10 protein-coding genes are annotated in these 14909 nt (G+C 69.4%); 4 read left to right on the top strand and 6 right to left on the bottom strand.

All coding sequences use genetic code 11. The features are described 5' to 3' along the window. Positions 1-403 precede the first annotated feature (403 nt). The 4 genes from AB0P07_RS01220 to AB0P07_RS01205 all read left to right on the top strand — a co-directional run bounded on the left by AB0P07_RS01220 (position 404) and on the right by AB0P07_RS01205 (position 3381). The gene (locus AB0P07_RS01220) at positions 404-1864 is read left to right on the top strand and encodes a phage tail protein (protein WP_365543411.1); all 1461 of its coding nucleotides are present in this window, start codon (positions 404-406) and stop codon (positions 1862-1864) included. Positions 1865-1939: 75 nt separating this feature from the next. After that, positions 1940-2872, top strand: a complete 933-nt coding sequence (locus AB0P07_RS01215; RefSeq protein WP_365543408.1) for a peptidoglycan-binding protein — start codon at positions 1940-1942, stop codon at positions 2870-2872. A 10-nt stretch (positions 2873-2882) separates the two neighbouring features. Further along, the gene (locus tag AB0P07_RS01210; RefSeq protein WP_365543405.1) at positions 2883-3134 is read left to right on the top strand and encodes a hypothetical protein; all 252 of its coding nucleotides are present in this window, start codon (positions 2883-2885) and stop codon (positions 3132-3134) included. Beyond that, complete coding sequence (locus tag AB0P07_RS01205) at positions 3121-3381, top strand: hypothetical protein (RefSeq protein ID WP_365543402.1); 261 nt, start codon at positions 3121-3123, stop codon at positions 3379-3381. The genes AB0P07_RS01210 and AB0P07_RS01205 overlap by 14 nt, the downstream gene beginning before the upstream one ends. A gap of 73 nt (positions 3382-3454) precedes the next feature. Here AB0P07_RS01205 and AB0P07_RS01200 read toward each other — a convergent pair whose 3' ends face one another. From AB0P07_RS01200 to AB0P07_RS01175, 6 genes are all read right to left on the bottom strand, one after another. Beyond that, positions 3455-7354, bottom strand: coding sequence for a DNA-directed RNA polymerase subunit beta' (locus tag AB0P07_RS01200; protein ID WP_365543400.1), 3900 nt, complete (start codon positions 7352-7354; stop codon positions 3455-3457). 97 nt (positions 7355-7451) lie between these two features. Then, the gene (gene rpoB, locus AB0P07_RS01195; protein WP_365543397.1) at positions 7452-10937 is read right to left on the bottom strand and encodes a DNA-directed RNA polymerase subunit beta; all 3486 of its coding nucleotides are present in this window, start codon (positions 10935-10937) and stop codon (positions 7452-7454) included. Between the two features lie 587 nt (positions 10938-11524). Further along, entirely contained in the window at positions 11525-11914 is a 390-nt protein-coding gene (rplL, locus tag AB0P07_RS01190; protein ID WP_052839548.1) for a 50S ribosomal protein L7/L12, read from the bottom strand. Between the two features lie 115 nt (positions 11915-12029). Next, complete coding sequence (rplJ, locus tag AB0P07_RS01185) at positions 12030-12560, bottom strand: 50S ribosomal protein L10 (RefSeq protein WP_052839547.1); 531 nt, start codon at positions 12558-12560, stop codon at positions 12030-12032. 318 nt (positions 12561-12878) lie between these two features. Next, a complete protein-coding gene (locus AB0P07_RS01180; protein ID WP_365543393.1) occupies positions 12879-13721 on the bottom strand; it encodes a DUF1396 domain-containing protein in 843 nt (280 codons plus the stop codon). 150 nt (positions 13722-13871) lie between these two features. Beyond that, positions 13872-14714 (bottom strand): hypothetical protein, encoded by an 843-nt coding sequence (locus AB0P07_RS01175; RefSeq protein ID WP_365543390.1) that lies wholly within the window; start codon positions 14712-14714, stop codon positions 13872-13874. Between the last annotated feature and the right edge of the window lie 195 nt (positions 14715-14909).

Raw genomic sequence — 14909 nt, 5'->3', positions numbered from 1 at the left:
GCCCCACGGCCTCCCGAGCACCAAGACCTCCCGGACACCACTACACACGACCGAACCGGCCCAGACCACCACGGCCACCCCGGCCCCCGCCGCCCCCGCGCCCACGGCCCCCGGGCGCAACAGCCTTCCGGGACCACAGCCTTCCGGGACTGCGGCCCCCGGGACCGCGGCCTCCCGACTACCGCCGCCGCGAGGGCACCACGGCCGGTGCCGAGCGGTACGGCCGATGCCGGGCGGTACGGCAGATGCCGGGCTGTCCGGCCGACCGGTGCCGGACGGCCCACCGACGCCCGTGAAGGCGCCGAGCCCCAGCGGCGCCCGCGACGCGCCCCACGGCGGGCACCCCGCACCGACCCCCGCCGCAGCGGACGTCACCCCATCCACCATCGAGGAGGGCACCCGAGTGCTGCCTGAAAACATCCCCACCGTCACCGTCACCGCCCGCTACCTGACGCCGGACGGCCGCCCGATGAGCGGCACCGTCGAGTTCCGGCCGCCGGCCCTGCTCACCCACGCCGAGGCGGACCTCTTCCTGGGCGGCCCGACCCGCACCACCCTCGACGCCGACGGCAGGATCAGTGTCGTCCTGCCGGCCACCGACGCACCCGGCTGGAACCCGGCGACCTGGACCTACACGGTCACCGAGAAGCTCGCCGGGCTCGCCCGCGGCGGACGCACCTACCAGATCGTGCTGTCGGCGGCCGTCCCCGCCATCGACCTCGCCGACATCGCCCCGGCCGACCCCGGCACGCCGCAGTACGTGGCCGTGCCGGGGCCGCCGGGGCCCGCCGGTGAACTGGGGCCGCAGGGGCCGGCCGGTCCGGCCGGCGCGGTGCACTCGGTCAACGGTCACACCGAGGCCGACATCGTGCTGAGCGCCGCCGACGTGGCCGCCCTCGCCGCCGCGTCGGCCGGCGCGCCCGGCGGTGTCGCCACCCTCGGCACCGACGGGCTGGTCCCGGCCGCCCAGCTGCCGGCCGGCGGCGGCGCCGTCGCCTCCGTCAACGGCATGACCGGGGACGTACAGCTGACCGCGGACGGCCTGGGCGCGCTGACCCCGGCGGCGGGCGACGCCCGCTACGTGGCGCTCGGCGCCGCTCCGGTACGGTCCGTCAACGGCCTCACCGGCGAGGTCGTCCTCACCGCGGCCGACGTCACGGCGGTGCCCGCGGGTGAGGCGGTCCTGCTGGCCGGCGACCAGACCGTCGAGGGCATCAAGACCTTCGCCGTCCCGCCGGCCACCGCGGCCGCCCCCACCACGGACGACGCGCTGACCCGGCGCGGCTACGTGGACGCGGTGTCCGCCGCCGGCACCTGGTCCCCGTCGGCGATGGGCTTCCACGGCTGGTCCTTCGACCCGGCGGCCAGTTCCGCCAACTCGGTGCAGTACTGCATCAACGGCTGGGTGTACCTCATCGGCATCCCGCTGCACGCCCCCGCCCTCGTGAAGAACGTCGTGTTCTACGTCCCGGGCTACGCGGGCAACAACGCGCTCAGCTCCTCCTCGTACGCGGGCCTGTACACCGAGGCGGGCAAGCGGGTCGGCCTCACCGCGTCGCTGACCACGCTGATCCCCGCGACCGAGGGCCAGACCGTGATCTGCCCGCTGTCCGCCCAGTACGACGCGGAGCCGGGCCTGTACTGGGTCGCCCTCGTCGTCAACGGGCCCAGCCCCACCAGCAACGGCCCGGCCTTCATGCGGGGCGCCAGCATGGGCGAGGCCCCCGGCGGAAGTGCCCGGATGCCGGGCAGGTTCGTCCGCCACGGCCGGCTGGGCACCACCGGCCAGTCGTCGCTGCCCACCACCTTCGACCCGAAAACCGTGGTGGCCGACTCCAACGCCATCTGGGCCGCGCTGTCCTGATCAGCCGCCCGCACCGAAGGCCCCGCACCCGCTCGGTGCGGGGCCTTCGCACACCCGAAACGAGAGGAATTCCTCGTGGCCACTCCCCTGAGCGCCGACCGGCTGCTCGCCGCGCTGCGCGCCGAAGGCGTCGACGTCGTCGAGTACGGCTCCTGGCGCACCCACAACCGCAACCACAAGGGCGCCTGGGGCCCCGTCAACGGCGTGCTGATCCACCACACCGTCAGCAGCGGCACCGAGTCCTCCGTCGCCCTCTGCTACAACGGCCACTCCACGCTCCCCGGGCCGCTCTGCCACGGCGTCATCGACAAGGCCGGCACCGTCCACCTGGTCGGCAACGGCCGCGCCAACCACGCCGGCGGCGGCGACCCCGACGTGCTCGACCGGGTGATCGCCGAGGACTACGGCGACCGGCCGCCCGCCCCGCACGAACACGAGGGCAGCGCGGGCGCCGTCGACGGCAACGCCCGCTTCTACGGCTTCGAGTGCGTCAACCTCGGCGACGGCGAGGACCCCTGGCCGGCCGCCCAGCTGGACGCGATCGAGCGGGTCTCGGCGGCGATCTGCCGGGCCCACGGCTGGAGTGCCCGCAGCGTCGTCGGTCACCTGGAGTGGTCCGACTGGAAGGTCGATCCGCGCGGCTTCACCATGCCGTCCCTGCGGGACCGGATCGCCGCCCGGCTCGGCTCCCCGGCGAGCGGGGCGGGCAAGGGCGGGGCGTCCCAGTCCCGCCCCTCCGGCGGCGCGACCGCACCGCGCCACCAGCCCTTCCCCGGCGCCGGCTTCTTCACCACGCGCACCAGCTCCCCCGTCATCACCGCCATGGGGCGCCGGCTCGTCGCCGAGGGCTGCTCCGCGTACGCCGTCGGCCCCGGCCCCCGCTGGACCGACGCCGACCGCCGCTCCTACGCCGCCTGGCAGCGCAAGCTCGGCTTCCGCGGCGCCGACGCCGACGGCATTCCGGGCCGCACCTCATGGAACGCCCTCAAAGTCCCGTACACGAAGTGAGGAGCCTGCCATGTCCGACGCCGCCAGGCGTACCGCCCGCACCGTCGTCCAGACCGCCGTCGCCCTTGCCCTGCTTCTGCCCGCGCTTGTCGACGCGGCCGGAGTCCCGGCGACCCTGCCCCGGGTCGCCGGGGCCCTGGCCGTCGCGGGGGCGCTGACCCGGGTGATGGCCGTGCCCGGGGTGCAGGCCCTGCTCCCGGCGTGGCTGCGCACCGGGCCGCCCGGAGCCGAACCGTCGGGAGCCGCCCATGACGGAGACTGACCCGAACAACCCGGTCGCCGTAGCACTCGAACTGGAGCGCCTGCGCGGCAGCCTGGAGGCGGGCTTCGCCCGCGCCGACGGCCAGCTCGCCCTCCTGGTGCAGCGCAGCGACCAGACCGACAAGCAACTCGCCGACCACGAGGCCCGGCTCGACTCACTGGAACACTCCCGCTGGCCCCTCGCGAGCATCACCGCGCTCGCCGCGACGGCCGGCGCCGCCGTCGCCCTGTGGGAGGTCCTGCACTGACCCACGCCGCAGGGCGGCCACCCCTCTCGGGGTGACCGCCCTGCGGTCGTAGCGGCCTCGTCGGGCGACCCGCCTACTGGTTGTACGGACCGTAGTCGTAGTCCTCCAGCGGAACGGCCTGACCGGAGCCCGTGCCGAACGGCGAGTAGTCGATGTCGTCGTAGCCGACGGCCGAGTACATCGCGGCCTTGGCCTCCTCGGTCGGCTCCACCCGGATGTTGCGGTAGCGGGACAGACCCGTACCGGCCGGGATGAGCTTACCGATGATGACGTTCTCCTTGAGGCCGATGAGGCTGTCGGACTTGGCGTTGATCGCCGCGTCCGTCAGGACCCTGGTCGTCTCCTGGAAGGAGGCGGCCGACAGCCAGGACTCCGTCGCCAGCGAGGCCTTGGTGATACCCATCAGCTGCGGACGCCCGGAGGCCGGGTGACCGCCCTCCTGGACCACACGACGGTTCTCGGTCTCGAACTTGGTCCGCTCGACCAGCTCGCCGGGCAGCAGCTCCGCGTCGCCGGACTCGATGATCGTCACGCGGCGCAGCATCTGCCGGATGATGATCTCGATGTGCTTGTCGTGGATCGACACGCCCTGCGAGTTGTAGACCTTCTGGACCTCGCCGACCAGGTGGACCTGGACGGCACGCTGACCCAGGATGCGCAGCACGTCGTGCGGGTTGGTGGCACCCACGGTGAGCTTCTGGCCCACCTCGACGTGGTCGCCCTCGCCCACCAGCAGACGGGACCGCTTCGAGATCGGGAACGCCGTCTCGTCGCTGCCGTCGTCGGGGGTGACGACGATCTTCTTCGTCTTCTCGGTCTCCTCGATCCGGACGCGGCCGGAGGCCTCGGAGATCGGGGCGACACCCTTCGGGGTACGGGCCTCGAAGAGCTCGACGACACGCGGCAGACCCTGCGTGATGTCGTCACCGGCCACACCACCGGTGTGGAAGGTACGCATCGTCAGCTGGGTGCCGGGCTCACCGATGGACTGGGCGGCGATGATGCCGACCGCCTCACCGATGTCGACCAGCTTGCCGGTGGCCAGCGAGCGGCCGTAGCACATGGCGCAGGTGCCGACCTGGGACTCGCAGGTCAGGATCGAGCGGGTCTTGACCTCCTCGACGCCGTGGGCGACCAGGGCGTCGATGAGCACGTCACCGAGGTCGACGTTGGCCGGCGCGATGACCTTGCCGTCGATGACGACGTCCTCGGCGAGCATGCGGGCGTAGACGCTGGTCTCGACGTCCTCCGCCTTGCGCAGCACGCCGTCGGCGCCGCGCTCGGCGATCCGCAGCCTGAGGCCGCGCTCGGTGCCGCAGTCCTCCTCGCGAATGATGACGTCCTGGGAGACGTCGACCAGACGACGCGTGAGGTAACCCGAGTCGGCGGTACGCAGAGCGGTGTCCGCCAGACCCTTACGGGCACCGTGCGTGGAGATGAAGTACTCCAGCACGGACAGGCCCTCACGGAAGGACGCCTTGATCGGACGCGGGATCGTCTCGTTCTTCGCGTTCGACACCAGACCACGCATACCGGCGATCTGACGCATCTGCATCATGTTGCCTCGTGCGCCCGAGTTCACCATCATGAAGATCGGGTTGGTCTTCGGGAAGTTGTCGTTCATCGCCTCGGCGACCTCGTTGGTCGCCTTGGTCCAGATCGCGATGAGCTCCTGCGTGCGCTCGTCCTTGGTGATCAGACCGCGCTCGTACTGCTTCTGGACCTTCTCGTCCTGCGCCTCGTAGCCGCGGACGATCTCCTTCTTCGCCTCGGGAACGACGACGTCGGAGATGGCCACGGTGACGCCGGAACGCGTCGCCCAGAAGAAGCCGGCCGCCTTCAGGTTGTCGAGCGTCGCCGCCACGATGACCTTGGGGTAGCGCTCGGCGAGGTCGTTGACGATCTCGGAGAGCTGCTTCTTGCCGACCTCGTAGTCGACGAAGGGGTAGTCCTCGGGCAGCAGCTCGTTGAAGAGCGCGCGGCCCAGCGTGGTCTTCAGGGTGAAGGTGTCACCCTGCTGCCACTCCGGCTCACCCTCCTCGCGGGCCGGGGGCTCCCAGCCGCGGGGCGGGATGGTGCCCACCGGGAAGCGGATGTCGACCTTCGACTGGAGCGACAGGTCGCCCGCGTCGAACGCCATGATCGCCTCGGCGGCGGAACCGAAGGAACGGCCCTCGCCCTTGAGGTCGCGGCCCTCGCCGTCGGTGGTGAGGAAGAACAGACCGAGGACCATGTCCTGGGTCGGCATCGTCACCGGACGGCCGTCGGCCGGCTTCAGGATGTTGTTCGAGGACAGCATCAGGATGCGGGCCTCGGCCTGCGCCTCCGCGGACAGCGGCAGGTGCACGGCCATCTGGTCACCGTCGAAGTCCGCGTTGAACGCGGTGCAGACGAGCGGGTGGATCTGGATGGCCTTGCCCTCGACCAGCTGCGGCTCGAAGGCCTGGATGCCCAGGCGGTGCAGGGTGGGCGCACGGTTCAGCAGAACCGGGTGCTCCGCGATGACCTCTTCGAGCACGTCGTACACGACCGTGCGGCCGCGCTCGACCATGCGCTTGGCGCTCTTGATGTTCTGCGCGTGGTTCAGGTCGACCAGGCGCTTCATCACGAACGGCTTGAAGAGCTCCAGCGCCATGGCCTTGGGCAGACCGCACTGGTGCAGCTTCAGCTGCGGGCCGACGACGATGACGGAACGCGCCGAGTAGTCGACTCGCTTGCCGAGCAGGTTCTGACGGAAGCGGCCCTGCTTGCCCTTGAGCATGTCGGACAGCGACTTCAGCGGACGGTTGCCGGGGCCCGTGACCGGGCGGCCGCGACGGCCGTTGTCGAAGAGCGCGTCGACGGCCTCCTGCAGCATGCGCTTCTCGTTGTTCACGATGATCTCGGGCGCGCCGAGGTCGAGAAGCCGCTTCAGGCGGTTGTTGCGGTTGATGACACGGCGGTACAGGTCGTTCAGGTCGGAGGTCGCGAAGCGGCCACCGTCCAGCTGCACCATCGGACGCAGGTCCGGCGGGATGACCGGCACGCAGTCGAGCACCATGCCCTTGGGGCTGTTGCTGGTCTGCAGGAACGCGGAGACGACCTTGAGGCGCTTGAGCGCACGGGTCTTCTTCTGGCCCTTGCCGGTGCGGATGATCTCGCGGAGGCGCTCGGCCTCCTCGTCGAGGTCGAAGGACTCCAGGCGCTTCTGCAGCGCGGCGGCGCCCATCGAGCCGTCGAAGTAGGTGCCGAAGCGGTCGCGCAGCTCGCGGTAGAGCAGCTCGTCGCCCTCCAGGTCCTGGACCTTGAGGTTCTTGAACCGGTTCCACACCTCGTCGAGGCGGTCGATCTCGCGCTGCGCACGGTCGCGCAGCTGCTTCATCTCACGCTCGGCACCCTCGCGCACCTTGCGGCGCACGTCGGCCTTGGCGCCCTCGGCCTCCAGCTCGGCGAGGTCCGTCTCGAGCTTCTTGGCACGGGCCTCCAGGTCGGAGTCGCGGCGCTGCTCGATCTGCTGGCGCTCGACGGAGACGTGGGCCTCCAGCGAGGGCAGGTCGCGCGTGCGGCGCTCCTCGTCCACGAAGGTGATCATGTACGCGGCGAAGTAGATGACCTTCTCGAGGTCCTTCGGCGCCAGGTCCAGCAGGTAGCCCAGGCGCGACGGCACGCCCTTGAAGTACCAGATGTGGGTGACGGGAGCGGCCAGCTCGATGTGGCCCATCCGCTCACGGCGCACCTTGGCGCGAGTGACCTCGACGCCGCAGCGCTCACAGATGATGCCCTTGAAGCGGACGCGCTTGTACTTGCCGCAGTAGCACTCCCAGTCCCGGGTCGGACCGAAGATCTTCTCGCAGAAGAGTCCGTCCTTCTCGGGCTTGAGGGTGCGGTAGTTGATGGTCTCGGGCTTCTTGACCTCGCCGTGGCTCCACTGACGGATGTCGTCAGCGGTGGCCAGACCGATCCGGAGCTCGTCGAAGAAGTTGACGTCGAGCACTATGCGTCAATCCCTCTCAGGGTTGTAAGTCTGTGGTCTGAAACGGGGGTCGCGGGATCGGCGGGGCCTGTGCGTGAGAGGCCCCGCCTGACTCCCGTCAGACCTCTTCGACGCTGCTCGGCTCGCGCCGCGACAGGTCGATGCCGAGCTCCTCCGCTGCGCGGAAGACGTCCTCGTCGGTGTCACGCATCTCGATGGACATGCCGTCCGAGGACAGCACCTCCACGTTGAGGCACAGGGACTGCATCTCCTTGATGAGCACCTTGAAGGACTCGGGGATGCCGGGCTCAGGAATGTTCTCGCCCTTGACGATGGCCTCGTAGACCTTCACGCGGCCGGTCACGTCGTCGGACTTGATGGTCAGCAGCTCCTGGAGGGCGTACGCGGCGCCGTAAGCCTCCAGCGCCCACACCTCCATCTCACCGAAGCGCTGGCCACCGAACTGGGCCTTACCACCCAGCGGCTGCTGGGTGATCATCGAGTACGGGCCGGTCGACCGGGCGTGCAGCTTGTCGTCGACCAGGTGGTGGAGCTTGAGGATGTACATGTACCCGACCGAGATCGGGTCCGGGAACGGCTCACCGCTGCGGCCGTCGAACAGCCGCGCCTTGCCGGTCGGGAGCACCATGCGCTCGCCGTCCCGGTTCGGGATGGTGTGCTGGAGCAGGCCGGCCAGCTCGTCCTCGCGCGCACCGTCGAAGACCGGGGTGGCGACGTTGGTGCCGGGCTCGACCTTGTCGGCGCCGATCGCCTGGAGGCGCTGCGCCCACTCCTCCGCGAGGCCGGAGACGTCCCAGCCGCGGCTGGCGAGCCAGCCGAGGTGGATCTCCAGGACCTGTCCCGGGTTCATTCGGGACGGGACACCCAGCGGGTTCAGGATGATGTCGACGGGCGTGCCGTCCTCCAGGAACGGCATGTCCTCGATCGGATTGATCTTGGAGATGACGCCCTTGTTGCCGTGCCGGCCGGCGAGCTTGTCACCGTCGGTGATCTTGCGCTTCTGCGCGACGTACACGCGCACCAGCTGGTTCACACCGGGGGGAAGCTCGTCGCCCTCCTCGCGGTCGAAGACGCGGACGCCGATGACCTTGCCGATCTCGCCGTGCGGGACCTTCAGCGAGGTGTCGCGGACCTCACGGGCCTTCTCACCGAAGATCGCGCGGAGCAGGCGCTCCTCCGGCGTCAGCTCGGTCTCGCCCTTGGGCGTGACCTTGCCGACCAGGATGTCGCCGGCGACGACCTCGGCACCGATGCGGATGATGCCGCGCTCGTCGAGGTCGGCGAGGACCTCCTCGGAGACGTTCGGGATGTCCCGGGTGATCTCCTCGGGGCCGAGCTTGGTGTCACGGGCGTCGACCTCGTGCTCCTCGATGTGGATCGAGGAGAGGACGTCGTCCTGCACGAGGCGCTGCGACAGGATGATCGCGTCCTCGTAGTTGTGACCCTCCCACGGCATGAACGCGACCAGCAGGTTCTTGCCGAGCGCCATCTCGCCGTTCTCGGTGGCCGGGCCGTCGGCCAGGACCTGGCCCTCGATGATCCGGTCGCCCTCGGCGACGATGACCTTCTGGTTGACCGAGGTGCCCTGGTTGGACCGGGAGAACTTGGCCAGGCGGTACGTGATGTACGTGCCGTCGTCGTTGGTCGTGGTGATGTAGTCCGCGGAGACCTCCTGGACCACACCCGCCTTCTCGGCCTTGACCACGTCGCCGGCGTCGGCGGCGGAGCGGTACTCCATGCCGGTGCCGACCAGCGGGGACTCGCTCTTGATGAGCGGCACCGCCTGACGCATCATGTTCGCGCCCATGAGGGCACGGTTGGCGTCGTCGTGCTCGAGGAACGGGATCATCGCGGTCGCGACCGACACCATCTGGCGCGGCGAGACGTCCATGTAGTCGACGTCGTCACCGGGGACGTAGTCGACCTCGCCGCCACGGCGGCGGACCAGGACGCGGGCCTCGGCGAACCGCATGTCGTCGTTGAGCGTGGCGTTGGCCTGCGCGATGACGAAGCGGTCCTCCTCGTCGGCGGTCAGGTAGTCGACGTCGTCGGTGACCTGGCCGTCGACGACCTTGCGGTACGGCGTCTCGATGAAGCCGAACGGGTTGATCCGGCCGTACGAGGCGAGCGAACCGATCAGACCGATGTTCGGGCCTTCGGGCGTCTCGATCGGGCACATGCGGCCGTAGTGCGACGGGTGCACGTCGCGGACCTCGAAGCCGGCCCGCTCACGGGAGAGACCACCCGGGCCGAGGGCGTTCAGACGACGCTTGTGCGTCAGCCCCGACAGCGGGTTGTTCTGGTCCATGAACTGGGACAGCTGGCTGGTGCCGAAGAACTCCTTGATGGAGGCGACGACCGGCCGGATGTTGATCAGGGTCTGCGGCGTGATCGCCTCGACGTCCTGGGTGGTCATGCGCTCGCGCACGACGCGCTCCATACGGGCGAGACCCGTACGGACCTGGTTCTGGATCAGCTCGCCGACGTTGCGGATGCGGCGGTTGCCGAAGTGGTCGATGTCGTCGGTCTCGACGACGATCTCCCGGCCCGACTCGCCGATCGTCTCGGTCTCACCGGCGTGCAGCTTCACCAGGTACTTGATGGTGGCGATGATGTCGTCGGTGGTGAGCACGCCGGCGTCCAGCGGCTCGTCCGCGCCGAGCTTCTTGTTCACCTTGTAGCGGCCGACCTTGGCGAGGTCGTAGCGCTTCGGGTTGAAGTAGAGGTTCTCGAGCAGCGTCTGCGCGGCCTCACGCGTGGGGGGCTCGCCCGGACGCAGCTTGCGGTAGATGTCGAGCAGCGCGTCGTCCTGGCCCTGGGTGTGGTCCTTCTCCAGGGTGGCGCGCATGGACTCGTACTCGCCGAACTCCTCGAGGATCTGCTCGGTGGTCCAACCGAGGGCCTTGAGGAGGACGGTCACGGACTGCTTGCGCTTGCGGTCGATGCGCACACCGACCATGTCGCGCTTGTCGATCTCCATCTCCAGCCAGGCACCCCGGGAGGGGATGATCTTGGCGGAGAAGATGTCCTTGTCGGACGTCTTGTCGATGGAGGAGTCGAAGTAGACACCCGGCGAACGGACCAGCTGCGACACGACGACACGCTCGGTGCCGTTGATGACGAAGGTGCCCTTGTTCGTCATGAGCGGGAAGTCGCCCATGAAGACCGTCTGGGACTTGATCTCGCCGGTCTCGTTGTTGGTGAACTCGGCGGTGACGAAGAGCGGGGCCGCGTACGTGAAGTCGCGGTCCTTGCACTCGTCGATGCTGTTCTTCGGGGGCTCGAAGCGGTGGTCGCGGAACGTCAGCGACATCGACCCGGAGAAGTCCTCGATCGGGGAGATCTCTTCGAAGATCTCCTCCAGACCGGACTTGGTGGGGACGTCGTGACCGGACTCCAGAGCCGACTCGACGCGAGCCTTCCACGCGTCGTTGCCGAGCAGCCAGTCGAAGCTCTCGGTCTGCAGCGCGAGGAGGTTCGGAACCTCGAGGGGCTCCTTGATCTTTGCAAAGGAGATGCGCAGCGGGGCGGTGCTGGCAGCGTTGTTCGTATTCGCGGTCGAGGCATTGCGCGAGGCGGCCAAGAGGGGGTCCTTCCGAGGGCTCGGACTCACTACGCGCGTACCGGCCCCTCTTCCGTGCACGGAGACAGGGGGTGCCTGATGTGGCTAAAGAGCCAGGTCAGGCATGCTCTGGTCGTCAGTGCTCGGGCGAGGGCAGACCCCTGGTGACGGGCAGGGGGCAGCTAACAGGCAGCGCAAAGGGTCAGTGTAGCCACTTGGCCCACTGATGTCCAGTGCGGTTCTCGGGGACCGTGTTCGCTCCTCGTTGTTCTCACCACCTGTGCGGCAAGGCCTCGCCCTCAACGCACCCAGATACTGCCCTCTTCGCCGTCGATCCATGCCTCGGATTCGGATCCTTTGACGACGCCCTGAGAATTGCGCGCTGCGTGCGGTTCGTCAAGGCCCCCCTAGGCCCGAACCGGTGTCTCCAGCGGCTCTCAGGGCCCCGGAGACGGCACGACGAAGATCACCCTACTCTTCACCGTCACAGGTGCAAGGCGACCTCCGCCGCACCCCGGATACGCCGAAGAGCGACCACCCGGATGGATGATCGCTCTTCGGTGCTACGGCGTTACAGACCCTGACGGATCCGTGGTGCCGGTGCGGTCTTACTTGACCTCGACCGAGGCGCCGGCGCCCTCGAGGGACTCCTTGGCCTTGTCCGCGGCGTCCTTGGCGACCTTCTCGAGGACGGGCTTCGGGGCGCCGTCCACGAGGTCCTTGGCCTCCTTCAGACCCAGGGAGGTCAGCTCGCGCACGACCTTGATGACCTGGATCTTCTTGTCGCCGGCGCCGGTGAGGATGACGTCGAACTCGTCCTTCTCCTCGGCGGCCTCGGCGGCGGCGCCACCAGCGGCACCACCGGCGACGACGACCGGCGCGGCAGCGGCGGCGGTGACGTCGAACTTCTCCTCGAAGGCCTTCACGAACTCGGAGAGCTCGATGAGGGTCATCTCCTCGAACTGGGCGAGCAGGTCGTCCTGGCTGAGCTTCGCCATGATGGCGGTCCTTCCACTAATTCGGCAGGTGCCGGATGTACGGGGTGTGGCGGGCGTACGTCGGCCCGCTGCGACCCGTGCCGCTCAGGCGGCCCGGATCAGAAAGCGAGCCGAGTTACTCGGCACCGCCCTGCTCGTCCTGCTTGGCACGGAGCGCGTCCACGGTGCGGACGAGCTTCGAGGGCAGCGCCTGGAAGACGGAGGCAGCCTGGGACTGCTTCGCCTTGAAGGCACCGGCCAGCTTGGAGAGCAGAACCTCGCGGGACTCGAGGTCCGCAAGCTTCTTGATCTCGTCGGCGGACATCGCCTTGCCGTCAAGGACACCGCCCTTGATGACGAGATTCGGGTTGTCCTTGGCGAAGTCGCGCAGACCCTTCGCCGACTCCACCGGGTCACCGGTGACGAAGGCGACGGCCGTCGGACCAGCGAAGAGCTGGTCGTCGAGCGTGATCCCGGCCTCGTTGGCCGCAATCTTGGTCAGCGTGTTCTTCACCACGGCGTACTGGGCGTTCTCACCGAGCGACCGGCGCAGCGTCTTGAGCTGCGCCACGGTGAGACCGCGGTACTCGGTCAGCACGGCGGCGTTGGAGCTGCGGAACTTGTCCGTCAGCTCGGCAACCGCGGCAGCCTTTTCGGGCGTCGCCATAGAGCCTCGGCCTCCTTCCGGGTGATTCGGACCGCGCGGACCCGAAGGAGGACTGGGGAAAACGAAACGCCCCGGCGCAGGCGCTCGGGGCGTGGCTCGACCGTTCGTCATCCGCACGGGGCGGGGACTTCCGGGAGCTCATCCACAGTCACCTGCGCGGGTCGTCCGCAGTTCAGCGGATCCTTCGGCCACCGTGCCCTCTTTCGAACACACGGCAACGACCAGCGGTCTTTGGCTTCTGTGGAAGCGTACGTGAACGGGGCAGTGTCAAGCAAATCCGCCCCAGCGGCGACCCGGGCGACCCGGGCGCGCGGCGCCTCAGCCCTGCTGGGCCTCCTCCATCATCTCGGCCAGGTCGGCGACCTCCGCGGCCGGCGGGGCGGTGACCTTAACGGGCTCGTTGACGCCGAGGAAGGTGAAGGTCATGTCCAGCGGGCCCTTGTCCGCGTCGGCCCGCATGCGGAACTGCTTGGTCTGGTCGTCGCCGTCGACCCACATGTCCATGGTGAGCTTGTCGACGCCCATCTTCTCGTACTGATCGAGGCTCTTCTGCCGCTTCTCCCGGGTGGCCTCTCCCTCGTCCCCGATGGTCTTCTCCAGGTCGGCGAGGGTGACGGTGCCCTTGTAGTGGGTGGTCTTCACGCCTTCGACGGTCTCGGTGCCGACCTTCTCGACGTCCTTGGCCCCGGTGAGGAAGGTGGACTCGGTCGCCGGGTTCTTGTCGGCCTGGGAGGCGCTGCCCATCTGGTTCATCTGCTCGTCGACGCCCGTGCCGGACAGGTCGAACTTGATCCAGCGCTTGCCGTCCATCTCCTTGGCCGCCTCGGGGCTGCCGCCGATGTACATGGCCTTGTCGACGAGCCGGATCTCCGCGGTGCCCTCGGCGCCCTGGTCGAGGGCCGTCATCTTCATGCTCATCGCGAGCGTCGGCTTGATCTGCATCTCGGCCTCGGCCTTGACGCGGCCCTCCTCGGGCGTCTTGCCGGTCAGGCGGTAGTGGAGGGAGTTGATCTCCTCCGAGTTCTTCGCCGCCTTGGCGACGGCGGCCGCGGGCGTCATCTCCGGGGACTCGGAGTCGTCCTTGGAACAGCCCACCGCCCCGGCGGCGAGCAGCAGTGCGGCGAGACCGGCGCCCACGGGCACGCGTACGGAAGTCTTCATCGATATCCCCCCACGGGATTCAGGGAGCACAAGGGGCACGGTCGGCACAGGAAACGCACCGCTACTCCACAGCAGTTCTTCACGACAAGGACGCGAGCCTATCCGAATCGGTTCGAACGATCTTGTGAATTCCGTGTCGCCGGACGAACCTCAACCCGCCTGTGACCTGAGGAGTTCCTTGAAGTCCGTGGTGTCCCCGGCCGGCGGACGCTGCGCGGAGACCGGGACGCCGTAGTCGCTGTAGTAGGCGGTCTGGGTCAGCTCCCCGGTCTTCGTGCGTCCTCGCTCGACCTTCTTGACCAGCAGGTCCCGGTCGTCGACCCAGATGTCGACGGTCTGGGCGGTCTCCGTGCCCACCGTGCCGGACCAGTGCGTGGTGCGGCGGCCGCGCGTCGTCTCCTCGCCCACCTTGCGTACGTCCCCGGCCGTCAGCAGCAGCTTCACCGCCTGGTTCGGCGTGGTGTTGCGCATCTGGTCGGCGAACCCGGCGCCCGCCCCGCCGCCGAGGTCCTCCAGGTCCTCGTACACGTACTTGATCCAGTGCCGGCCGCCCACCCGGTCGGCGAACGCGTCGCCGATCTTGGCGTAGTAGGCGTCGGGCAGGTACCGGGCCTCCATCGCGGTGGTGCCGAGGCGGCGCATGGTCTCGGCGGTCGTGCCGCCGGTGTAGGTGATCGTCAGGGTGCCGGTGAGGCCGTCGTCGCGCCAGCCGAGTGCGCCCTCGGCCTCCAGGGACAGCTCGCGGCCCATCACGGTCGTGGACTCCACCCGCGCCGAACCGGCCCGCCCGGTGGCGCGTTCGACGGCCCGCAGGGCGTCCGCCGAGGGGCCGGTGAGGGCCGGGGGACGGGAGGCGGGGGCGGTCGGCCGCGGTGGGGCGGAGGTGGCCGGCGTGGCCGCGGGCGGTTCGCCGGCGGTGCACGCGCTGCCGCACGCCAGCGCGGCGGACACCGCGATCGAGGCAACCGTACGGCGTGCCCTCGTACCCGTCATCCGCCCACCCCTTGCGCCCCGTACGGCTCCTGCGCCCCGTGCGCGGGTCCGGTGCCCGCACGCTAACCCAGGGCGCCGGAAAACGGGACGGGGCGAAGGGGACGGCCGAGGCGGGGCGGCCGAAAGGGGACGGCCGAAAGGGACGGGCCCCGCACCTCGGAAGGTGCGGGGCCCGTGAACCGGTGGGGCGAGCTG

The sequence above is a fragment of the Streptomyces sp. NPDC085944 genome, assembly GCF_040686295.1.
Lineage (GTDB): Bacteria > Actinomycetota > Actinomycetes > Streptomycetales > Streptomycetaceae > Streptomyces > Streptomyces salinarius.
This window is presented reverse-complemented; position numbering and strand designations above follow the sequence as displayed.

Coding starts and splice junctions, on each gene's coding strand:
- AB0P07_RS01210 (WP_365543405.1), top strand. CDS start 2,883: ATGTCCGACGCCGCCAGGCGTACCGCCCGCACCGTCGTCCAGACCGCC.
- AB0P07_RS01205 (WP_365543402.1), top strand. CDS start 3,121: ATGACGGAGACTGACCCGAACAACCCGGTCGCCGTAGCACTCGAACTG.
- rplL (WP_052839548.1), bottom strand. CDS start 11,914: ATGGCGAAGCTCAGCCAGGACGACCTGCTCGCCCAGTTCGAGGAGATG.
- rplJ (WP_052839547.1), bottom strand. CDS start 12,560: ATGGCGACGCCCGAAAAGGCTGCCGCGGTTGCCGAGCTGACGGACAAG.
- AB0P07_RS01180 (WP_365543393.1), bottom strand. CDS start 13,721: ATGAAGACTTCCGTACGCGTGCCCGTGGGCGCCGGTCTCGCCGCACTG.
- AB0P07_RS01175 (WP_365543390.1), bottom strand. CDS start 14,714: ATGACGGGTACGAGGGCACGCCGTACGGTTGCCTCGATCGCGGTGTCC.